Source organism: Rhizobium sp. CF080 (assembly GCF_000282095.2).
GTDB lineage: Bacteria > Pseudomonadota > Alphaproteobacteria > Rhizobiales > Rhizobiaceae > Neorhizobium.
On the sequence record NZ_AKKC02000002.1, the window covers coordinates 1,106,455 to 1,127,772 of the forward strand.

Genomic DNA, 21,318 nt, shown 5'->3' on the forward strand with positions numbered 1-21,318 from the left:
GACATGACCCCGATGAAGAACGATCCGATCACCGTTGAAGTCGTCCGAAATGCCATCGTCGCCTATGCCGACGAGATGGCGGAGGCGCTCTGCAAATCAGCCTATAACATGATGATCTACGAGGTCCGCGACTATTGCTGCGGCCTGATCGACACGACCGGCCGGATGATCTCGCAGAACCGCGGCGGCCTGCCGATCTTCCTCGCCGACCTCGGCATCGCCGTCGAGGACGGCATCAAGAAATACGGGCTGCAGGGCTTCGAGGAAGGCGACGTCCTCGTCATGAACCACGGTCATATCTGCGGCCAGCATCTCAACAACGTCGTCGTCTACGCGCCCTGCTTCCATGACGGCGAGCTGATCGGCTTTGCCGCCAACCGCGCCCATTGGGTGGATATCGGCGGCGGTCGCCAGGGCTTTGGCTCCAACGCAACCACCGACATCTTCTCCGAAGGCCTGCAGATGCGGTCCCTGAAGATCTACAAGGCGGGCGAACTCAACGACACGCTCTACCAGATCATCCAGGACAATATCCGTTATCCGGATGCCAGCCTCGGCGACCTGCGTGCCCAGGTCGCCTCCTGCCAGATCGGCGCCAAGCGTTATGCCGAACTCGTCGCCCGTTACGGCCGCGGCGTGGTGGAAAGCTGCGTCGAGACCATCTGGGACCAGACCGACAAGGCCGCCCGCCAGGTGATCGAACGCATTCCGGACGGTACCTATTCCGCCGAAAGCTTCCTTGACAATGATGGCCGCGATCTGGCGACGCCGCTGCGCATCGCCGTCAAGGTGATTGTGTCGGGCTCGACCATCACTGTCGATTTCCATGGCATGCATCCACAGGTGAACGGCCCCTTGAATTCCGGCCGTTCGGGCGGCATCGCGGCGGCTCGCGTCGCCTTCAAGGCGCTCACCTCGCCGGAACTCGACGTCAACGAAGGCTGCTTCCGCGCTCTCAACGTCGACCTGCCGGACGGCACGATCCTGTCGGCCCGTCCGCCCGCCGCACTCGGCCAGTGGAGCATCGCGCTGCCGACCGTCATCGACACGATCCTCAAGGCGCTGGCGCCGGCCGTGCCGGAACTCATCCCGGCCGCCCACAAGGGTGACATGGGCGGCTGCTCCTTCTTCGGCTTCTACGAAGATGGTTCGCGCTTCCTGCTGATGAACATCTTCGGCGGTGGATGGGGCGGTCGCCCGCATGAGGACGGCGAATCCGCGGCCGTCTCGGTCTGCCAGGGCGACGTCCGCAATACACCGGTCGAGCTGCAGGAGATCAAGTATCCCTTCATCGTCGAACGGCACGCCCTGCGGCCGGATTCCGGCGGCGCCGGCGAACATCGCGGCGGTCTCGGCATCGAGCTCACCTATCGCTGCCTGCGCGCCTGCCGCGGCAACATCAATTTCGACCGCACCGTCACCCCGCCCTGGGGCCTGCATGGCGGCCATACCGGCGAGGTCAGCGTGGCGATCATCGATCGCGCCGACGGCACGCAGCAGCGGGTCAACAAGGCGACCGACGTCCACTTCGCGCCGGGCGACCGCATCACCTTCCTCACCGCTGGCGGCGGCGGTTACGGCGACCCCAGAAAGCGCTCGCGCACCGATCTGGACGAGGATATCGCCAATGGTCTGGTCTCCAGGGAAGCGGCTGTGCGTGACTACGGTTATGCCGAACCGCAGATGCCGCGCCGCATCGCAGTGAACGGCTGAGGACATGGCGATGATCGGCGAAATCCGCAAGAAACGGTTGATCGACGCGATGCAGGAGGCGGGGCTCGACGGCCTCGTGCTCTACGGCAATGCCTGGCAGAACGACTACCTGCGTTATGCCGCCGATTTCGGCATTCTCGAAGGCGAGGGGCTGGCGGTCGTCACCCGTGATGGAGAGGTAACCCTCTATCTCGATGACGAGCTGGAAGGTGAGCGCGCCGCGGTCGAATGCCCGGAGGTCAAGACTGTCGTGGTGGGTGACCTGATCGGCACGGTGTCCGGCGTCATCGCCCGGCTCGGCAACAGCCGCATCGCCGCTGGCCCCAAGCGGCATCTGCCGTATGGGCTTGCCGCTCAGCGCGGCGACCTGCGTTTCGAGGACGCGACCGCGCTGGTCGATCGCCTGCTGATGGTGAAATCCGCCGACGAGCTGAACGCGGTGCGCAGCGCTGCACGACTTGCTGACGAAGGTTATGCGGTGTTCCGCAATGCCGCCGCCGTCGGCAAGAAGGACTACGAGCTGATCGCCGAGATCGAGTCCTTCTTCCGCAACGAAGGCGTCGACGACAATTTCATGATTATCGGCGTCGGCGGCCCGGAAGTGCGCGGCATGGCGCCGCCGCTCGGCAAGATCCTGAAGCCCGGCGATCTGGTGACGACCGAGCTTACCCCTTGCGTCAACGGCTATTACGTCCAGATCTGCCGTACGCTCGTCATCGGCGAGCCGAATGAAGCTCAGCGCAAGGTTTTCGGCATCTACAACGATGCGCTGGAAGCCGGCCTTGCCGTGGTGAAGCCCGGCGTGACGGCAGCCGACATCGCCCGCGCCGAGAACGACATTTTTCGTGCCCACGGCCTCGGTGAGTATGTGACCAGCGAATATACCCGCGTGCGCGGCCATGGCCTTGGCCTCTTTCCGGATACCAAGCCGCACATTCTCGAAGATGTGAACACGGTGATCGAGGAAGGCATGTCGCTGATCGTGCACCCGAACACCTATAATCCGGAGATTGGTTATTTCGTGCACGGCGACTCGCTAATCGTCCGCGCCGATGGTCCGGAAATCCTGACGACGACGCCGCGCGAACTGTTCTCGGTCGGCGCCCGGAGGGCAGCGGCATGAGACACGGTCTGATCCTGTGGCGCGAGAATGAACTTTCCCTCGCGGACGTGAAGGCCCGGCAGGTGAGACTGCAACAGGCGATCGCCGCTGCCGGTCTCGATGGCGTGCTGATCTATACCAACCATGTGCGCTCGGCCGGTGTCACCTGGGTCTCCGGCTTCACGCCCTATTGGTCGGACGGCTTGGTGCTGGTGCTGCGCGAAGGCCTGCCGATCTTCCTGACGGCGCTGTCGAAGCGTGTCGGCGAATGGGTGAAGTCCGTTGCCCCCACCTTCGAAGTTGCCCATTCGCCGTTCCCTGGCAAGCTTGCTGGTGAACGCCTGGCCCAGGTCGGGGCAAAACGTCTCGGCGTGGTCGAGCTCGACCGTATGCCGGGCGGCGTGGTGGACGAGATCCTGTCCGTCCTGCCGGTCGAGCTTTCCGATGCGACGGAGCTTTTCACCGCGGTTCGCGGCCAGGCGGATCGCGCCGAGCTCGATCTCGTGCGCCACACCGACAATATCGCCCGCGAGGCGTTCAAGGCGGGTGATATTAACGGCAAATACGCCGGCGATTTCACGGGTCCGGTCGAGCGGGCCGCGCGGCTTGCCGGCGCCGAAGAATGCTATGTCGCCGTCGCTCCCGATCTTTCCAAGGATCGCCGTTTCATCCGTACCGGCAGGCAAGAACTCGGCCGCACCTTCGCGGTGCGCCTGTCGATCGCCTATAACGGCGTCTGGGTCCGCCGGATCGAAACCTTCTCAGCCGTTTCCGAAATCGCCGCGCGCCTCTCCTCCGTGAGCGCGGAGCTGGACAGGGCTTCTCCCGCCCTTGCCGCCGACGGCTCGATTTCGGCTTTCTATCTGCCCAATGGCGCCAAGCTGATCGACTGGCATCTCGAAGCGCCGCATGGCACCCGACCGCTGAAAATCGTGGCGGATGCGCAAACGCCACTTGCCGCGCCGGTCCCCTACGGCATCCTGACGACAGCCGTCATTCTCGACGGCGAGACGATCGTCGCGTCGCGTCCGGTCGGGCTCGGTGACATGTCAGCGCGGGAGGCGGCCGAATGAACGCACGCGATCTCGTTTCCATTCTCAAGACGATCGATGGCGGAGACCAAAAACTCCGCGATCTCGTCAACCTGCATACCGTCGACGCGCTTGCATGTCTGGCGGCCGGCGCCGGTGCGAAGGAAGGCGCCTCACTACTCGCCTTCTATCGCGAAACCGGTGCCGGCGACGCAATCTCCTCAGCTGCGGGTGCGTCGGCGGTTATTCGTTTCACGGAATGGGACGCGATCCATGTGCCTTCCTGCGCGACGCCCGATGCCATGGCGGTACCGGCGGCGCTAATTTTTGCGCAGGACTATAAGGCGTATGTGAAGGCGGTTGCCGCCGGTCACGCCGTCGGCGTGGCGCTTTCGGAAGCCGTCGGCGGCGTTTCAGCCTTGCCGGAAACCTGGCCGGGCCTGTTCGCCGCGCCTGCCGTGGCGGCGGTCAGTGCGGCGATCGCACTCGGCCTTTCGGGCGAACAGGTTGCGCAGGCGCTGGTGTTATCGATGGCCGGCAGTTCCGGGCGCAATGGCCGCCCTTCCGGCATGCCGTCGGCGCGCTGGCTGGTGATCGGCGAAGCCACATTGAAGGGCATTCGTGCGGCGCTTGCTGCGAAAGCCGGAATCAAGGGCGATCTCGAACTTCTTTCTCCAGACTGGATGAAGGGGCAGGCGGCGGCCGCCGTTGCCCTGGAACCTGCCCATGTCGATCCGCTGGCGATTGCGCGGGTGGGCATGAAGCCTTTCGTCTCCGCCCGCCAGGGCGTCAATGCGATCCAGGCGTTCCGTCACCTGTTGGCAAAGGGCGTCGATCCCGGTGCCGTCGATAGTGTCGAGGTTTTTCTGCCACCCGTCGCAGCGCCCGTCGTCAGCCGGCCGCTTGCGACCGAAGATCGTCTATCGACCATCGCCCATCTCGGTCTGCAGTTCGGCATCGCCGCCTTCGAGCCGGCACGGTTGATGGATGTCGACCGCGCTCGTCCCTTCAATTCGGATGTCCTGGCCTTCGCCAAGCGGGTGACGATCACGGCCAATGACACGCTCGCCGGCGAAGATTGGCCAGCGCGTGTTGTCGTTACGGAAAAGGGACAGACACGCGAGGCCATCTGGCCACAGACTTCCGGTGACGCCGCGCAAGTGATGCTCGGCCGCAAGCTCGAAAGCCTTTCCACTGCTACGGCGCAGCAATTGCAGCGGCTCGAAACCGCTCTTGCAAATGCCGACGCGGACGCCGTTCAGGAGGCCCGCAGCCTCCTCATGAAACTTACGGATGCCTCTTTCCCAAGGAGCGAGGCGGCCTGAAGAGACCCTGGAATTTACGAAAAAAACAGATGCCGCAGGGAGTGCCGGCATCGCACAAGGAGGAGAGAATGTTGAAATTTCTGAAAACCATGGCGACAGCGGCGGCTTTTGCCGCGCTGTCCTGGCAGGCGGCGAGCGCCCAGGCGATCGAGAAGAAGGACATCACGATCGGCCTTCCGCTCAATACCTCGACCCTGTTGCCGATCTATGTCGCCGATGCCCAGGGCTTCTTCAAGGAAGAGGGCGTCAACGTGAAGGTCGTGGCCTTCAAGGGTGGTACGGATCTCGTGCGCGGCATGGTCGCCGGTGCCGTTGATATCGGCGTCGGCGCGTTCTCGGAAGCGCTTGTCGGCGTCGAGACCGGCCAGGGCGTGAAGATCTTCTACGGCGGCTTCAACATGGCCGTCTTCGACTGGTACGCCGTGCCGTCGATCAAGACGCTGGAAGAGGCCAAGGGCAAGCGCTTCGGCATCTCGACCTTCGGTTCGTCGACCGACTTCCTGACCCGCTATGCGCTGAAGACAAAGGGTATCGACCCGAAGAGCGGAGTGCAGATCGTCCAGGGCGGCGGCTCCGTGCCGCGTCTCGCTGCAATGGAAGCCGGCCAGCTCGAAGTCAACATCTTCGCGACGCCGGAAAAGTTCATGGCCGCCGACCGCGGCTTCAACCTGATCCTGCAGCAGAAGTCGATTGCACCAGACTTCCCGTTCCACGTCTTCTACGCGCGTGAGGACTTCATCAAGAACGATCCGAACGCCATCAAGGCGGTGCTGCGCGGTTTTGCCAAAGCGGTACGCTGGGCCAAGGCCAACAAGGAAGAGTCGGTCAAGCTTCTCGCTTCCAAGCTCGGCCTCGAAGAGACCTATCTCAGCCGCGGTTACGACGACTTCATGGACGAAATCTTCGAAGACGGTCGCATGCCGAGCGAAGCTGGCATGAAGACCTTCTGGGACATCGGCATCATGAACGGCAGCTACAAGGAGCCGATGCCTCTGGACAAGTATTGGGTCGGCACCTTCCACGACACTTACAACGAGTGGAAGCCGAAATAAGCTGCCGTTTGTATGATAGTATAGCGAGAGCGGGCGGAGGCCCGCTCCAGGAGGAGAAAGCAGTGGCGCAGATTGAAATCCGCGATCTCGGGATCGATTACCGCAAGCCGAAGAGCAACGAGGTGTTTTCCGCCGTCGACAGCGTCGCGCTGTCGGTCGAAAAGGGCGAATTCGTCACCATCGTTGGCTCAAGCGGCTGCGGCAAGAGCACGCTCCTGATGGCGGTGGCGGGGCTTGTCAGTCTGACGCGTGGTTCGATCGAGATCGATGGCAAGCAAGTCACCGGTCCAGGTCCGGATCGGGCCGTCGTGTTTCAGGAAGCATCCCTTCTTCCCTGGCGTTCGGTGCGTGGCAATGTCAAGTTCGGGCTCGAAATGCAGCGCTGGAACGGCGGCGACCTCAACGAGCGGGCCATGCAGATGATCCGCCTCGTCGGTCTCGGCCGGTTCTCCGACTATCATCCGCACCAGCTTTCCGGCGGCATGCGCCAGCGCGTCAACATCGCCCGCGCGCTTGCCGTCGATCCCGAAGTGCTGCTCATGGACGAGCCGTTCGGTGCGCTCGACGCCCAGACCCGCGAGATCATGGGCGCCGAACTTTTGCGCATCTGGGAGCGCGCCAAGAAGACGGCCTTGTTCGTCACGCACGATATCGACGAAGCGATCTTCCTGGCCGACAAGATCGTCGTCATGGGCCGCAATCCGGGTCATATCAAGGAAGTGATCAAGGTAGACCTGCCGCGCCCGCGCAATGAGGCAATCCTCGACAGCGACGCCTTCCACGAATTGCGCAAGCGTCTGCGCGCCCATCTGGCGGAAGACATGTCCAGCATGCAGCTGGTGCAGGAGGTCGCATGAGATCGGCAGAGATAACCGCCGAACCGGCGGAAACCCGGCAGCTTTCCCTTTCCTTCCTGCGTCCGTCCCGCTCGGCGGTGATCGGCACGCTTGCAGTCCTTGCATTTCTCGTGCTGTGGCAGATCGCTCCCACCATGGGCTGGGTGAATGGCCGGTTCACCAGCCGCCCAACGGAAGTTTTCGTCGCGGCGATCGACATCTTCAGGAACGATAATTTCCTTTATCACGCCCGTATCAGCCTCACCGAATTCGTCGCCGGTTTCGCGCTGGCGATCGTCGTGTCCATTCCGCTCGGCGTGCTGCTCGGCACCTCGAAGATTGCCCGCTACCTGATCGATCCGCCGCTGATGGCGCTCTACATCGCCCCGACGCTGGTGCTGCTGCCGATCATGGTCATCTGGCTCGGCATCGACATGGCGCCGAAGATCGCAGTGGTTTTCCTTGGCGCGGTTTTCCCCATCGTCCTCAACACCATGGCCGGCATGAGCGAGGCCGATCCGCGGTTCATCCGGATGGCGCGTTCGTTCGGGGCGACCCGATTCGACATTTTTACGCGCGTCCTGGTGCCCGGCTCGCTGCCGGCGCTGTTGACGGGTCTCAGGCTCGCCGTCGGCCGCGCCGTGCTCGGCGTCATCGTCGGAGAGCTGTTCGTGTCGCAGGCCGGCATCGGCTACCAGCTCAATCTTTATGGTTCCGCCATGCGCATCGACCGCCTGCTCGTCTATGCACTGATCGTCAGCGCCTTCGGTTACACGCTGACCGTCATCGTCCGCTCCGTGGAGAACAAGGTCCGCGACTGGAGGTCGAAATGATCGCCGAACTTTTCTATCGTCGCCAGGCGCTCGTGCTTGGCACCCTGTCGATGATCGGCATCGTGGTTTTCTGGCAGATCGCCGTCGATACCGGTTTCATCAATCCGTTCTTCATCTCGACGCCGAGCCAGGTCGCCGCCGAGTTCATGGCTCAGTTCGAAGACGGTTCGGTTGCCACCAACGTGGCTGCGACGCTGTATTGTTTCGTTTGGTCGCTCGGCCTTGCTGCCGTGGTCGGCATTGTCCTCGGCATGCTGGCCGGCTGGTTTGCGGATGTGGAAGCGGCGCTGGAGCCGTTCATCTGGTTCAAATATTCGGCTCCCACGGTCGCCTTCTATCCGCTGTTCGTCGCCTGGCTCGGTTACGGCACGCCGACGATCATCGCGATCGCCTTCCTTTTCGCGCTGACGCCGATCTATGCCAACACGCTGTCCGGCATCAAGAATACCGATCGCGACCTTGCCCGCGCCGCGCGCTCCTTCGGGGCCAGGCCGCTCGACATCTTCCTGCGCGTCGCGCTGCCGGGATCCGTGCCGGTAATGATGGCCGGCCTTCGCCTCGGCGTCGGCCGCGCGCTGACCGGCGTCGTGGTGGCCGAGCTCTTCGGCGCCAATGCCGGCCTCGGTTACGCCATCACCTATTACGGCCAGCTGATGCAGACGACCAAGATGATGGTGTCGATCGTCATCGTCGTGGTGCTCGGCGTGCTGCTGACCCAGATCTTGTCATTTCTGGAAAGCAAGACCGATTCCTGGCGCGTCGATAGCAACCGCTGAAACTTCGAGGTTAGTCTCATGAAGATCATCGATTCCCATTTCCACTGGTGGCCGCGGTCGATTTTCGAACCGCTTCTGAAGCGCGAAGGGTTTCCGAAGGCTGTCGTGAACGCGCGCGGCGGCTATACCTATCACGGCGCCAATGGGCGGCGCGGCACGGTGGCGAGCTGGAAGGAATGGTTCGATCTCGACGAGCAGCTCGCCTATATGGACAGTCTCGGCCACGATATCTCGGTCGTCTGCTCGATCGGTCCGCTCTCGATCTATTTTTCCGAGCTTCCCATCGAGGAAGGTCGCGATGCGGCACTTGCCTGGAACGAGGAAATGGCCTGGGCTCAGCGGCGTTATCCGGGCCGCGTCTGGGCGTCCGCCGCCATTCCCCTCGTCGATACCAAGGTGGCGATCGAAGTGCTCGACGATGCCGTCAACCGGCTTGGCCTGATGGGCGTCAACCTGCCGGGCAGCGTCGGCAAGGAAGGCATGATCGATGATATCAGGCTCGAACCGTTCTACAGCCGTGTCGCGGAACTCGGCCTGCCGATGTTTCTGCATCCGACCGATGCCGTTTTCGCCGATGTCATGCAGGGCTACAACGATGCGCTGCACTTGAGCCTTGGCCGTGTGGTCGAAGTGAGCGCGGCGGCTTCCCGCCTCATCCTTTCAGGCATGATGGACCGCCATCCGGGCTTGAAGGTCGTCATGTCGCATACGGGCGGTGCGCTGCCCTACCAGTCCGGCCGCATGGACAAGAACTCCAAGACGGCAGGCCTGGCGAAGCCGGTCAGCCACTACCTGCATCGGATGTTTACCGATACGGTCTCGCCACATTCCGCCGGCCAGAAGTTCGCGATCGACTATTTCGGCGCAGACAATGTCATGTACGGTACGGACTATCCCTGCTGGGATCCGGTCGTGTGCCTGAAGCTTCTCGACGAGATCGAGATGAGCGCGGAAACGAAGCAGAAGATCTTCCATGACAATGCGGTGCGCATTCTCGGGCTGAAGATGCCGGTGACCGCGGCGGCCTGATCCCGGCTCCTGCTTACATACGTTTCTGAACATATTCTGTTCGCGATTGAACATGGACCGAACGGAAACTGCACCCTAAGTTGTTTCGAGCCGCCGGGGAGGGTGGCTCGGAGGAGCAATTTATGGATCGCATGAAGAACAAGGTCGTTCTCGTGTTCGGCGCCGGTTCGGTCGGCCCGGGTTTCGGGAACGGCAAGGCCGCCGCCGTCGCCTATGCCCGCGAGGGCGGCAGCGTCGTCTGCGTCGACGTCAATCTCGATGCGGCGCAAAACACGCTCGACGTCATCGAAGCCGAGGGCGGCACAGGCCTGGCGCTCGCCGCCGACGTCACCAAATCCATTGATATTGCTGCCGTTGTCGAAACGACCATGGATCGCTTCGGCCGCATCGACGTGCTGCACAACAATGTCGGCATCAACCTGCCGGGCGGTGCGGCCGAGGCAACCGAAGAGAGTTGGCGCAAGGTGATGGACGTGAACCTCACCAGCGCCTTCCTCACCTGCAAGGCCGTTTTGCCGATCATGGAGAAGCAGGGCGGCGGGGCGATCATCAATATTTCGTCGCTCGCCTCCATCCGATGGACCGGTTATCCCTACGTTTCATATTATGCATCGAAGGCGGCGCTGAACCACTTCACGCGCGCGATTGCGATCGAATATGCGGCCAAAGGCATCCGAGCCAATGCCATTTTACCAGGCGTGATGGACACGCCGCACATCCAGAAACAGATCAGCGGCTACTATGGTTCAGCCGATGAGATGAAAGCAAAAAGGGACGCGCTTTCGCCGATGAAACGCCAGGGAGACGGTTGGGACATCGCCTGGGCCTCGGTTTTCCTCGCTTCCGACGAGGCAAAATACATTACCGGCGTCGAGCTTCCGATCGATGGCGGGCTGCATGTGACAGTGTCCGGCAGCTTGAACTGAGACAATTGCAGGTCCAGCCAAGGCGAGATCCATGATGTGGATCGGTTTCTAAGTTTTCTTCTTTGGCGGCAAATTTAGGCTTGCCTAATCTGTCTGTCTTCAGCAAACTCCGGCAACTTGAAGAAGAATAAGATCCAGATCATGGACCACTGCGGATGGCTGGAGGAGCTGGACGCCGGGAGGAGAAGCGGTCACGCCGGAGAGGGGCGTTGTCCGCCTGGATTTGCGGCCTGGCCCGTGATCAATCCGGACTATTTCTTCCGCCTGTCCGCGTCGCAGCACAGAGGAGGATGATGTGTGACGGCAGCCCATAATACGATCGAGCCCATGGACGAGGCTTCGCTGCTCGCCGGCCTCGAAGGCGTGGCGCCGCAGCAGAGCGGTTCCGTCTGGATGCGCCCCGTGGAGGCGGTTGCCGCAGCACTTCTCGTCGGCATCATCGCGCTTCTGCTGGCCGGGGTCATTTCCCGCTATATCTTCTCGCTGCCGATCGTCTGGATCGACGAGGTGGCGTCGATCTCCTTCCTCTGGCTTGCCATGCTCGGTTCTGCCATGGCGGTCGACCGCAGCGAACACCTGCGGCTGACGCTTTTCGTCGGCATGCTGCCGGAGAAGCTTCACGGGTTGGCGAATACGCTCGCCCTGTTGCTGATGGCACTCTTCCTGGGCGTCATGCTGCGTCCGGCCTATGAATATGCGATCGAGGAATCCTACATAACCTCGGCGGCGCTCAATATCCCGATGAGCTTTCGCGCCGCGGCCCTGCCGGTCGGCGTCGGGCTGATGCTGATCCTCGCCGTCGTCAACGCGCTGAAGGGATCGACCTTCAGGCAGGTGGCGATGTCGGTGGTGGTGATCGCCGCCGTGACGGCGTTGCTCTGGCTCGTCGGGCCGAGCCTCAAGCAGATCGGCAACTGGAACATTCCGATCTTCCTCGTCGGTTTCGTGGCACTGTTTCTCGTGCTCGGTGTGCCGATCGCTTTCTGCTTCGGCCTCGGGACGCTGGCATTTCTGACGTTCACGACCTCTGTTCCGGTCTTCGTGATGATCGGCCGCATGGACGAGGGCATGTCGAGCATCATCTTGCTCTCGGTGCCGATCTTCGTGCTGCTTGGCTGCGTGCTCGATGCGACCGGCATGGGCAGGGCGATCGTCGAGGTGCTGGCCTCGCTGCTCGGCCATGTCCGGGCCGGCATGTCCTATGTCCTGCTCGGCTCGATGTTCCTGGTGTCCGGCATTTCCGGTTCCAAGGTCTCCGATATGGCGACCGTCGCGCCGGCCCTGTTTCCGGAAATGAAGCGCCGTGGCCACAAGCCGCCAGAGATGATCGCGCTGCTGGCAACCGGCGCGGCAATGGCGGAAACCGTGCCGCCGTCGATCGTGCTGATCGTGCTTGGATCCGCCGCCGGCGTCTCGATCGCCGGGCTGTTCACGTCCGGCTTCGCGATCGCCATGGTTCTGCTGCTGGTGCTTGCGATCCTGGCGCGCTGGAAGGCGCGGCACGAATCCATGGCCGGTGTTCGCCGCGCGCCGCTTTCGGTGATCAAGAAGGCGTTTCTGGTCGCCGCTCCGGCGCTGGTGCTGCCGTTCCTGATCCGCACCGCCGTCGGCGAGGGGATTGCCACCGCGACCGAAGTTTCGACGATCGCCGTTCTCTATGCGATGATCATCGGCGCGACGCTTTATGGCGGCATCAGCCTGAAGAAGCTTTATTCCATGCTGGTGGAGACGGCGGCGCTGTCCGGCGCGATCCTGATGATCCTGGGGGCCGCCTCCGCCATGGCCTGGGCACTGACCCAGACGGGGTTCGCGGCGCAGCTTGTGCAGGCGGTCCAGGGCCTGCCGGGTGGGTGGATGACCTTCATGGGTGTCACGATCCTGATCTTCATGGTGCTCGGCTGCGTGCTGGAAGGCCTGCCGGCGATCGTGCTGATGGCGCCGATCATGTTTCCGGTTGCCCGCTCGCTCGGCATCAACGACATCCACTATTCGATGGTGGTGGTGACGGCGATGAATATCGGCCTGATGACGCCGCCGATCGGCATCGGTTTCTACATCGCCTGCAAGATCGGCAATGTCTCGCCGGATGACGCCATGAAGGCCATCTGGCCCTATATCGGCGCGCTGATGATCGGCCTTCTGGTGATCGCAGCCGTGCCCTACTTCTCGACGGTTTTCCTTTGAAGGCCGTGAGACCAAAAAGACCTGGGAACTGAAATCGGAGGAGGATTTCATGAACGTCAATCGCAGAACGCTTCTTTTGGGCGCGGCCACGACCGGCATCGCCACCACCTTTTCGATCCGCACGCGGCCGGCCAATGCCGCCGAGTTCACCTACAAGTTCGCCAACAACCAGGCGCTCACGCATCCGATGAACGTCCGCGCCAAGGAAGCGGTCGCCAAGATCCTGGAGGAGAGCGGCGGTCGCATGGCCATCAACATCTTCCCGTCGAGCCAGCTCGGTGCCGATACCGACATGCTGAACCAGGTGCGTTCGGGCGGCGTCGAAATGTTCAGCCTGTCGCCGATCATCCTGTCGACCCTGGTGCCGAATGCGTCGCTCAACGGCGTCGGCTTCGCCTTCCCGAGTTATGACAAGGTCTGGCCGGCGATGGACGGCGAACTCGGCAAATATGTTCGCGCTGAGATCGAGAAGAAGGGGCTGCTGACGCTCGACAAGATCTGGGACAACGGTTTCCGGCAGATCACCTCATCGAAGGGACCGATCGAAAAACCGAAGGATCTCGAAGGCTTTAAGATCCGCGTGCCGGTCAGCCCGCTCTGGACCTCGATGTTCACCGCCTTCGGTTCGGCGCCCGCCAGCATCAACTTCGCCGAAACCTATACGGCTCTGCAGACCGGCATTGTCGACGGGCAGGAAAACCCGCTCGCCATCCTGACGACGGCCAAGCTGTTCGAGGTGCAGAAATACGTCTCGATGACGAACCACATGTGGGACGGTTTCTGGATCCTGCTCAACCGCCGCTCCTGGCAGGCGCTGCCGGCGGATCTGCAGGGCATAGTCTCCAAGCACTTCAACGCCGCCGCCGAGCTGCAGCGTAAGGACGTGATGGGCCTCAACGCCACCGTCCAGGCCGAGCTCGAGGGCAAGGGCATGAAGTTCAACAAGCCCGACGGCGCCCTTTTCCAGGAAAAGCTGCGCGCTGCCAATTTCTACAAGGACTGGAAGGCGAAATATGGCGACGAGGCCTGGGCCATTCTCGAAAAGGCCATCGGCAAGTCGTTGAGCTGATCGGCGACGGACATGCATCGGGTAGGAAGCGGCATATGGAACAAGTGATCGAAAACCTGTCGGGTCTTCGGGAAGGTGCCGCTTCCGGCTCGGGTGCGCAGGCGGTGGAGCGGGCGCTGCAGCTTCTCTCCATCGTCGGTCGCGGCGCGGAAAAGGGCGTGGCGCTCGCCGATGTGGTCGCCGACAGCGGCCTCAACAAACCCACCGCCCGGCGGCTGCTGATGGCCCTGATGCGGTCTCGTCTCGTCGAACAGGACGAGCTTACCCGCCGATATTATCTCGGCGGGGAGCTTTATGTGCTGGGCATGCTGGCCTCGCGCCGGCATGGCCTCCTGGAAATGGCGGGCGAAAGCCTGAAGCGGCTTTCCGGAAAGTCGGCCGACACGAGTTTCGTCTCCATGCGGCGTGACGACTATGCGGTCTGCCTGCATCGCGAAGAGGGCACGCATCCGGTGCGCACCCATGCTCTGCTGACCGGCGACCAGAACCCGCTCGGCGTCGGCGCCGGTTCGCTAGCCATGCTGGCAGCCTTGCCGGATGCGGACGTGGAGGCCATCCTCGGCCGGATCGAGGGCGTCATTGCCGCCCAGTATCCCGGCTATTCGACGGATATCATCCGCGAGGACGTCGTCCGCACGCGTGAGCTTGGTTACGCGCTCAATCCCGGGCGGGTGATCGCCAATTCGTGGGGCATCGGCATGGCGATCCTGCTGCCCGACGGTCGGCTCGCCGGGGCCTTGTCGATCGCCGCGATCGACAGCCGCATGGGTGAGGCGCGCCAGAAGGAGCTTGCGGCCCATCTGGCCCATGAGGTCGAGCGGGTCCAGGGCAAGCTGAAATCGCTGTTCAGTTCGGAAAACCCGGCGCCTCGAAAAGCGCCGCAGACGTCACGGTCGAGAACACCGGAACGTGTTTGAAACAAAGGAGAAGGTCATGGCAGGAGCGCAGATCGTCGGTTGGGCCCATTCCAAATTCGGCAAGTCCGAAGCGGGCTCGACACGGGAATTGATGGCCGAGGTGATCAATCCGGCCCTCGAACATGCCGGCATCACGGCCAGGGATGTCGACGGCATTTTCGTCGGCGTGTTCAATAACGGGTTTTCCAAGCAGGATTTTCAGGGCGCGCTGGTGGCGATGGCGGCCGACGGGTTCGATCATGTACCGGCCGTGCGGATGGAGAATGCCTGCGCCACCGGCTCGGCGGCGCTTTATTCGGCGCTCGACTTCATCGCCGCCGGGCGCGGCAAGATCGCGCTGGTCGTCGGCGCCGAGAAGATGACCGCGCTGCCCACCAGGGAGACCGGCGACATCCTACTGTCGGCCTCCTATCGCGAGGAGGAGGCGGATGTCGAAGGCGGGTTTGCCGGCCTCTTCGGCCGCATCGCCAGCCATTATTTCCAGCGTTATGGCGACCGTTCGGAAGAGCTTGCGATGATCGCGGCGAAGAACCACGCCAATGGCATGAAGAACCCCTATGCCCATATGCAGAAGGATTTCGGCTTCGATTTCTGCAACACGGTGTCCGACAAGAACCCCTATGTGGCGGCGCCGCTGAGGCGCACCGATTGCTCGCTGGTTTCGGATGGTGCGGCGGCGATCGTGATTGCCTCGCCGGAAGTCGCGGCCGGCATGAAGCGTGCCGTCGCCTTCAAGGCGCACAATCACGTCAACGACATCCTCGCCATGTCGCGGCGCGATCCGATCGCTTTCGAGGGCGCGCGTATGGCCTGGCAGAAATCTTTGGCGGAGGCGGGCGTGTCGCTCGACGATCTGAGTTTCGTTGAAACCCATGACTGCTTCACCATTGCCGAACTCATCGAATACGAGGCGATGGGGCTCGCCGAACCCGGCAAGGGCTATCGCGTCATCCGCGAAGGCATCACCCGCAAGGACGGGCGGCTGCCGGTCAATCCGTCCGGCGGGCTGAAATCCAAGGGCCATCCGATTGGTGCGACCGGCGTTTCGATGCATGTGATGGCGGCGATGCAGCTTTGCGGCGAAGCCGGCGACATGCAATTGCCGAAGGCGACGATGGCCGGCGTCTTCAACATGGGCGGCGCTGCCGTCGCCAATTACGTGTCGATCCTGGAGCGGACGAAATGAATGCGACGACCTCGGTTGGCGTCGGCGATCGGACTGAGCCGAAGGGCGGGCTCAGCCCCCGTTCGACGCGGGTGATGAATCTCGCCCGGTTCGTGACGCAGGCGATGCGTCGCGAACCGCAGGGCATCGCGTTGGTCTGGGCTGAGAAGACGTGGACGTGGGAAGAGTTCGAGGCTCGCATCGACGCGATGGCTGCGGCGCTGCAGCAGCGGTTCGGGGTGACCAAGGGCGACCGCATCCTGGTCCAGTCGCAGAACTGCAACCAGATGTTCGAGAGCATGTTTGCCTGTTTCCGGATCGGCGCCGTCTGGGTGCCGACCAATTTTCGGCAGACGCCGGAAGAGGTCGCCTATCTCGCCAAGGCGAGCGGCGCGACCGGCCTGATCTGCAATGCCTCGTTCCCGGATCATGCGCGGGTGGTGCGGGAGAACAATCCGGAGATCGGTTTCGTCATTGCCATTGGCGAAGCGGATTTCGGGCCGTCCTATGATGCTATTGTCGACGAGTTCGGTGGCAGGAGGCCGGTCGAGGCGCGCGTCGAACGCGACGATCCCTGCTGGTTCTTCTTCACGTCGGGCACGACCGGTCGGCCAAAGGCGGCGGTGCTGACCCATGGCCAGATGGCCTTCGTGATCAACAACCATCTCTGCGACCTGATGCCGGGCGTCACCTCAGCCGATGCTGCGCTGGTCGTCGCACCTCTGTCGCATGGCGCGGGTGTGCATCAACTCACCCAGGTGGCGCATGGGGTGAAGACCATCCTTCTGCCGACCGAAAAATTCGATATCGACGCCGCATGGGCGCTGATCGAGAAATGGCGCGTGTCGACGATGTTCACCGTGCCGACCATTTTGAAGCTGCTGGTCGAGCATCCGGCCGTCGACACATACGACCATTCCTCGCTGCGCTACGTCATTTATGCCGGCGCGCCGATGTATCGCGAGGACCAGAAGCGGGCGCTGAAAAGCCTCGGTGCGGTGATCGTGCAATATTTCGGGCTCGGGGAAGTGACCGGTGCGATAACGGTCCTGCCACCGGCCTTGCATTCGCCCGAGGACGGCGAGGCGGCCCGGATCGGTACCTGCGGTATGGAGCGGACCGGCATGCAGGTGTCGATCCAGAACGATGCGGGCGAAGAGGTCGGGCCTTACGAGACCGGCGAAATCTGCTGTATCGGGCCGGCGGTCTTTGCCGGGTATTACGACAATCCGGAGGCCAACGAAAAAGCGTTCCGCAACGGCTGGTTCCGCACCGGCGACCTCGGCCACATGGATGCGGAGGGTTTTCTCTACATCACCGGCCGCGCCTCCGACATGTATATTTCCGGCGGCTCGAACGTCTATCCGCGCGAGATCGAGGAGAAACTTCTCACCCATCCGGCAATCAGCGAAGTCGCGGTGCTCGGCGTGCCGGATCCGCTCTGGGGCGAAGTCGGCATCGCCGTCTGCGTTGCCAAGCCGGGTTCGGCGGTCACCGAGAAGGACCTGTTCGCCTTCATCGACGGCAGGATGTCCCGTTACAAGATGCCGAAGCGCTTCATCTTCTGGGATGCGCTGCCGAAATCCGCCTACGGCAAGATCACCAAGAAGATGATCCGCGAAGAGCTACAGGCGCGCGGCGAACTCAATAATAAGCCGGCTAATGATTTGCCGGCGTTGCGCCAGCTCAAGCATCCGGGCCCTGTCGCGCCGATCAGGCGTGAGGCGGTGCGGACCGCGTTGAAGCCGGTCGAGGGTGTGCTGCGGCCCGGCGAGATCTTCATGGCCGAGGTGGGGCGCATCTTCGCGGAGGCGGGCTGCAAGGGCGGTTTCCTCAATGTCGAGGGCGGCGCCTGCGATCCGTTCCGTTATGTCCTGCCGGCCTTCTCGCCGGACGAGGACCATGCCGCCTGGTACAGCGCCACTTTCGCGCCGGAAGCGGGCGGCAGGTTCCAGTCCGCGACCGCAATGGTCGGCGAACGGGACGGCGCTCCGTTCCTGCATTGTCACGGCATCTGGGACACGGGCGAAGGCGCCCTGCGCATGGGGCATGTGCTGCCCTTCGACAGCATCGTCAGCCGGCCGATCGCGGTCAAAGGGTATGGCAGCGCCACCGCGACCTTCTCGTCGATCCCCGATCCCGAAACCAATTTCACGCTGTTTTCCGCCAAGGGCGAGAGCGGCGAGGGCAACGGGATCCTCATGCGGGTGCGCCCGAACGAGGATGTCGGGATAGCGATCGAAGACGTCTGCCGGGCACATGGCATCGAGAGCGCCCGGATCTACGGCATCGGCAGCATCAACGAGCCCGTGTTCGAGGATGGGCGCCGGATTGTCTGCCTTGCGACGGAGATCGCCATCGAGAACGGCCTGCTCGAAAACACGCCGGACGGGCTCCGGGCCTCGATCGACGCCGCGGTCGTCGATACGGACGGCGCGATCTATCACGGCCGGCTGGCGCGGGGCGACAATCCGGTCGGCGTCACCTTCGAACTGGTCATCATCGAAAACCGGGAGAGCTGAACATGCGAAGCGTCGTCGTCACGGGTGCGGGATCGGGTATCGGCCTCTCGACGACGGAGCTTCTGATCGAGGCCGGCTGGCATGTGCTGGCCGCCGACCGCGACGCCGCAGCGCTCGAGCGGCTGATGGAACGGCTCGGCAATCGCGCTGGTCTCCTCACCACCGTTATCCTCGACATCACCGACGAAAAGGCGATCGCGGAGCTTGCCGATCGTTGCCAGGCGCTTCAAAGCCCGCTTCAGGCATTGGTCAACAGCGCCGGCATCGGTTCGAACGTTCGTTTTGCCGATACCACGACTGATCAGCTTCGGCGGATGTATGAGGTGAATGTCGTCGGCGCGTTTGCATTGTCTCAGGCTCTGGCGCCGATCATGCGGGAAAACGGCGGCGGTTCGATCGTTCACATCGCCTCGGTCTCCGGCATCAAGGGTAATCTCGGCCGTTCCGCCTATGGCGCGTCGAAGGGCGCGCTGGTGACGCTCACCAAGATCATGGCCGTCGAGCTTGCCGACGACCTGATCCGCGTCAACGCGATTGCGCCGGGACCGGTCGAAACGCCGATGGTCAAGGAAAACCATACGGCCGTGACACGCGAGGAGTGGAATCGCACCGTGCCGATGCGCCGCTACGGCCGGCCGGAAGAGGTCGCCACGGCCATCGCCTTTCTCGTCGACGAGCGCCAGTCTTCCTACGTGACCGGCCAGATTCTCGCCGTCGATGGTGGATTTACCGCTGCCGGGCTTATGGCCTGATCCGTTCCGGCACGCCATTCGTGATATGACAATCTCTTCATAAAAATAGGCGGCGCGACTCGCTGAGGTTCGTTGACAAGTCACGGGATAGATTAGAAAACTGCAACTTCCGACGGCAGCCACGGGGGGACTTTCTATGTCTAGGCGCGCGTTTTTCGGCTTTCTCGCTCTCATCGTTTCCGCATTCGCCTCCGTCTCGCCGCTGACCGCGGCCGACCGGCGAATCGAAAGCACTCCGAACAGCGATTATCTCGGTTTCGATCTCAGAACCGTGAAAAATGTCAGCCAGCCCCAGTGCGAGGCAGCCTGCATTGGCGACAATGCCTGCAAGGCTTTCACCTATAACGAGAAGGCCAAATGGTGCTTCCTCAAGTCGGATTACAGCCAGCTCAACCCGTTCCAGGGCGCTACGGCCGGCAAGATCGTCGTCACGGCGGTTGAACCGGATATCGGCGCCCCGCCGAAACTGTCCTTCCTCTCGGAAGAGGTTCTCCAGCAGGCGCGTGATCAGAAGGATGGCCTGACACTCGGCGACAACCAGCAGGGTTATGGCGTCGAGAACCTCAAGACCATCGCCCAGGGCCAGGTCCTGTCCGGCAATGTCGATACGGCAGTCTACAATTTCAAAGGCGCGCTCTCGATCATCCCCGATGACGGTGCGCTGTGGATCGAGCTTGCCCGTGCCGCCAGCACTGCGAAGAACAACAGCACGGTCGATGGCGAAGGCACGCTTGCCGCGGTCAACGGCTACCAGCTTTCGCGCACCACCCAGACCCGCGCCGATGCGCTGGCGGTTCTCGCCGCAGCGCTTGCCAAGCAGCAGAATTATCGTGCGGCACTCAACGCCTACAAGGCGAGCCTTGCGCTCGTGAACGCCCGCACCGTCCAGGCTGCCTATAATGACCTGCGCGAACGCCAGGGTTTCCGCATGACCGGCAACACGGTCGATGCCGACAGCGCCAATCCGCGCGTCTGCGTGCAGTTCTCCGAGCCGCTGGTGAAGATCGGTGTCGATTACGCGCCCTTCGTCGTGCTCAACGGCCAGGCGCCGAAGGCGATGGAAGCCAAGGACAACCAGATCTGCGTCGAAGGCCTCGCCCATGGCCAGCGCTACAAGTTGTCGCTGCGCCGCGGCCTGCCGTCTTCCGTGGACGAGCCGCTTGTTGCCCAGGTCGATATCGACATCTACGTCAAGGACCGTTCGGCGAGCGTGCGTTTCACCGGCGACAGTTTCGTGCTGCCGTCGACCGCGCGTCGTGGCATCCCGATCGTCTCGGTCAATACCGAAAAGGCCAATCTGAAACTCTACCGCGTCGGTGACCGCAGCATCGCACCGCTGCTGGCCAATTCGCAGTTCCTGACCCAGATGGACGGCTATAACGCGAGCCAGATCGAGGAGCAGAGCGGGGAACTGGTCTGGCAGGGTACGATCGATATCGCCCAGGATCTCAACAAGGACGTGGTGACCAGCTTTCCCGTCGACGAGGCTCTGCCGACCCGCAAGCCCGGCGTCTACATGCTGACGGCGGCTGCCGCCAATGCGACGAGCCAGGAATACGATACCAAGGCGACCCAGTGGTTCGTCGTTTCGGATATCGGCCTCACCACCTATGCCGGCACCGACGGTCTCAACGTCTTTGCCCGCTCGCTCGGCAGCGCCAAGCCGATGGCCGGTGTCGACCTGCAGCTTCTCGCCAAGAACAACGAAATCCTCGGCACGGCGAAGACCGATGCGGATGGCCGCGCGGTATTTACCGCCGGCCTGATGCGCGGCACGGCGGCCATGGTGCCGGCCGTGCTCGCCGCCCAGAACAACGGCCAGGACTATGTCTTCCTCGACATGGCCCGTGCCGGTTTCGACCTGTCCGACCGCGGCGTCACCGGTCGTCCGGCGCCGGGTGCGATCGACATCCTGCCCTGGACGGAGCGCGGCATCTACCGACCCGGCGAGACCGTTCATGCTTCTGCGATTGCCCGCAATATCGATGCGACGGCGATCGAGAACCTGCCGCTCACCTTCGTTTTCCTGCGCCCCGATGGCGTCGAGGATCGGCGCATGGTCAACAACGGCTCGCTCGGCGGTTAC

17 protein-coding genes and 1 pseudogene are annotated in these 21,318 nt (G+C 62.8%); all 18 read left to right on the forward strand.

Annotated elements, in window-relative coordinates:
* Positions 1 to 3: 3 nt before the first annotated feature.
* Positions 4 to 1,713 (forward strand): hydantoinase B/oxoprolinase family protein, encoded by a 1,710-nt coding sequence (locus PMI07_RS06465; protein ID WP_007767228.1) that lies wholly within the window; start codon positions 4 to 6, stop codon positions 1,711 to 1,713.
* Between the two features lie 10 nt (positions 1,714 to 1,723).
* Complete coding sequence (locus tag PMI07_RS06470) at positions 1,724 to 2,836, forward strand: Xaa-Pro peptidase family protein (RefSeq protein ID WP_007767231.1); 1,113 nt, start codon at positions 1,724 to 1,726, stop codon at positions 2,834 to 2,836.
* The gene (locus PMI07_RS06475) at positions 2,833 to 3,888 is read left to right on the forward strand and encodes an aminopeptidase P family N-terminal domain-containing protein (protein ID WP_007767232.1); all 1,056 of its coding nucleotides are present in this window, start codon (positions 2,833 to 2,835) and stop codon (positions 3,886 to 3,888) included. Before PMI07_RS06470 ends, PMI07_RS06475 begins: the two co-directional genes overlap by 4 nt.
* On the forward strand, positions 3,885 to 5,171 hold the full coding sequence (locus PMI07_RS06480; RefSeq protein ID WP_024163615.1) for an MmgE/PrpD family protein: 1,287 nt from the start codon (positions 3,885 to 3,887) through the stop codon (positions 5,169 to 5,171). Before PMI07_RS06475 ends, PMI07_RS06480 begins: the two co-directional genes overlap by 4 nt.
* A 68-nt stretch (positions 5,172 to 5,239) precedes the next feature.
* On the forward strand, positions 5,240 to 6,223 hold the full coding sequence (locus PMI07_RS06485) for an ABC transporter substrate-binding protein (protein ID WP_007774070.1): 984 nt from the start codon (positions 5,240 to 5,242) through the stop codon (positions 6,221 to 6,223).
* Between the two features lie 62 nt (positions 6,224 to 6,285).
* Complete coding sequence (locus PMI07_RS06490) at positions 6,286 to 7,080, forward strand: ABC transporter ATP-binding protein (RefSeq protein WP_007774072.1); 795 nt, start codon at positions 6,286 to 6,288, stop codon at positions 7,078 to 7,080.
* A complete protein-coding gene (locus PMI07_RS06495) occupies positions 7,077 to 7,892 on the forward strand; it encodes an ABC transporter permease subunit (protein WP_007774074.1) in 816 nt (271 codons plus the stop codon). The genes PMI07_RS06490 and PMI07_RS06495 overlap by 4 nt, the downstream gene beginning before the upstream one ends.
* Positions 7,889 to 8,668 carry an ABC transporter permease gene (locus PMI07_RS06500; RefSeq protein WP_007774075.1) on the forward strand — a complete coding sequence of 260 codons (780 nt, stop codon included), beginning with the start codon at positions 7,889 to 7,891 and terminating at the stop codon, positions 8,666 to 8,668. The genes PMI07_RS06495 and PMI07_RS06500 overlap by 4 nt, the downstream gene beginning before the upstream one ends.
* A gap of 18 nt (positions 8,669 to 8,686) precedes the next feature.
* The gene (locus PMI07_RS06505; protein ID WP_007774077.1) at positions 8,687 to 9,697 is read left to right on the forward strand and encodes an amidohydrolase family protein; all 1,011 of its coding nucleotides are present in this window, start codon (positions 8,687 to 8,689) and stop codon (positions 9,695 to 9,697) included.
* A gap of 122 nt (positions 9,698 to 9,819) precedes the next feature.
* Positions 9,820 to 10,623 carry an SDR family NAD(P)-dependent oxidoreductase gene (locus PMI07_RS06510; protein WP_007774079.1) on the forward strand — a complete coding sequence of 268 codons (804 nt, stop codon included), beginning with the start codon at positions 9,820 to 9,822 and terminating at the stop codon, positions 10,621 to 10,623.
* Positions 10,624 to 10,950: 327 nt separating this feature from the next.
* Complete coding sequence (locus tag PMI07_RS06515) at positions 10,951 to 12,807, forward strand: TRAP transporter large permease subunit (protein WP_037085690.1); 1,857 nt, start codon at positions 10,951 to 10,953, stop codon at positions 12,805 to 12,807.
* A gap of 49 nt (positions 12,808 to 12,856) precedes the next feature.
* Positions 12,857 to 13,876: a TRAP transporter substrate-binding protein gene (locus tag PMI07_RS06520; protein ID WP_024163617.1), complete on the forward strand. Its 1,020-nt coding sequence runs from the start codon at positions 12,857 to 12,859 to the stop codon at positions 13,874 to 13,876.
* Positions 13,877 to 13,911: 35 nt separating this feature from the next.
* Positions 13,912 to 14,793: an IclR family transcriptional regulator gene (locus tag PMI07_RS06525; protein ID WP_024163618.1), complete on the forward strand. Its 882-nt coding sequence runs from the start codon at positions 13,912 to 13,914 to the stop codon at positions 14,791 to 14,793.
* 16 nt (positions 14,794 to 14,809) lie between these two features.
* The gene (locus PMI07_RS06530; RefSeq protein ID WP_007754722.1) at positions 14,810 to 15,979 is read left to right on the forward strand and encodes an acetyl-CoA acetyltransferase; all 1,170 of its coding nucleotides are present in this window, start codon (positions 14,810 to 14,812) and stop codon (positions 15,977 to 15,979) included.
* Positions 15,976 to 17,604: pseudogene (locus PMI07_RS35570) on the forward strand (acyl-CoA synthetase); the annotation flags it as partial. The gene PMI07_RS06530 and the pseudogene PMI07_RS35570, both read left to right, overlap by 4 nt.
* Positions 17,605 to 18,159: 555 nt before the next feature.
* Entirely contained in the window at positions 18,160 to 18,480 is a 321-nt protein-coding gene (locus tag PMI07_RS35575; protein WP_245277107.1) for a DUF296 domain-containing protein, read from the forward strand.
* Positions 18,481 to 18,482: 2 nt separating this feature from the next.
* Complete coding sequence (locus tag PMI07_RS06540; RefSeq protein ID WP_007754725.1) at positions 18,483 to 19,232, forward strand: SDR family NAD(P)-dependent oxidoreductase; 750 nt, start codon at positions 18,483 to 18,485, stop codon at positions 19,230 to 19,232.
* A gap of 136 nt (positions 19,233 to 19,368) precedes the next feature.
* Positions 19,369 to 21,318: MG2 domain-containing protein (locus tag PMI07_RS06545; protein WP_024163619.1), on the forward strand; the 1,950-nt coding region annotated here is incomplete at its 3' end.

Bases quoted from the DNA above. Each gene is read 5' to 3' on its own strand.
- PMI07_RS06465 (WP_007767228.1), top strand. From the start codon at position 4: ATGACCCCGATGAAGAACGATCCGATCACCGTTGAAGTCGTCCGAAAT.
- PMI07_RS06470 (WP_007767231.1), top strand. From the start codon at position 1,724: ATGATCGGCGAAATCCGCAAGAAACGGTTGATCGACGCGATGCAGGAG.
- PMI07_RS06475 (WP_007767232.1), top strand. From the start codon at position 2,833: ATGAGACACGGTCTGATCCTGTGGCGCGAGAATGAACTTTCCCTCGCG.
- PMI07_RS06480 (WP_024163615.1), top strand. From the start codon at position 3,885: ATGAACGCACGCGATCTCGTTTCCATTCTCAAGACGATCGATGGCGGA.
- PMI07_RS06485 (WP_007774070.1), top strand. From the start codon at position 5,240: ATGTTGAAATTTCTGAAAACCATGGCGACAGCGGCGGCTTTTGCCGCG.
- PMI07_RS06495 (WP_007774074.1), top strand. From the start codon at position 7,077: ATGAGATCGGCAGAGATAACCGCCGAACCGGCGGAAACCCGGCAGCTT.
- PMI07_RS06500 (WP_007774075.1), top strand. From the start codon at position 7,889: ATGATCGCCGAACTTTTCTATCGTCGCCAGGCGCTCGTGCTTGGCACC.
- PMI07_RS06505 (WP_007774077.1), top strand. From the start codon at position 8,687: ATGAAGATCATCGATTCCCATTTCCACTGGTGGCCGCGGTCGATTTTC.
- PMI07_RS06510 (WP_007774079.1), top strand. From the start codon at position 9,820: ATGGATCGCATGAAGAACAAGGTCGTTCTCGTGTTCGGCGCCGGTTCG.
- PMI07_RS06515 (WP_037085690.1), top strand. From the start codon at position 10,951: ATGGACGAGGCTTCGCTGCTCGCCGGCCTCGAAGGCGTGGCGCCGCAG.
- PMI07_RS06520 (WP_024163617.1), top strand. From the start codon at position 12,857: ATGAACGTCAATCGCAGAACGCTTCTTTTGGGCGCGGCCACGACCGGC.
- PMI07_RS06525 (WP_024163618.1), top strand. From the start codon at position 13,912: ATGGAACAAGTGATCGAAAACCTGTCGGGTCTTCGGGAAGGTGCCGCT.
- PMI07_RS06530 (WP_007754722.1), top strand. From the start codon at position 14,810: ATGGCAGGAGCGCAGATCGTCGGTTGGGCCCATTCCAAATTCGGCAAG.
- PMI07_RS35575 (WP_245277107.1), top strand. From the start codon at position 18,160: ATGCGGGTGCGCCCGAACGAGGATGTCGGGATAGCGATCGAAGACGTC.
- PMI07_RS06540 (WP_007754725.1), top strand. From the start codon at position 18,483: ATGCGAAGCGTCGTCGTCACGGGTGCGGGATCGGGTATCGGCCTCTCG.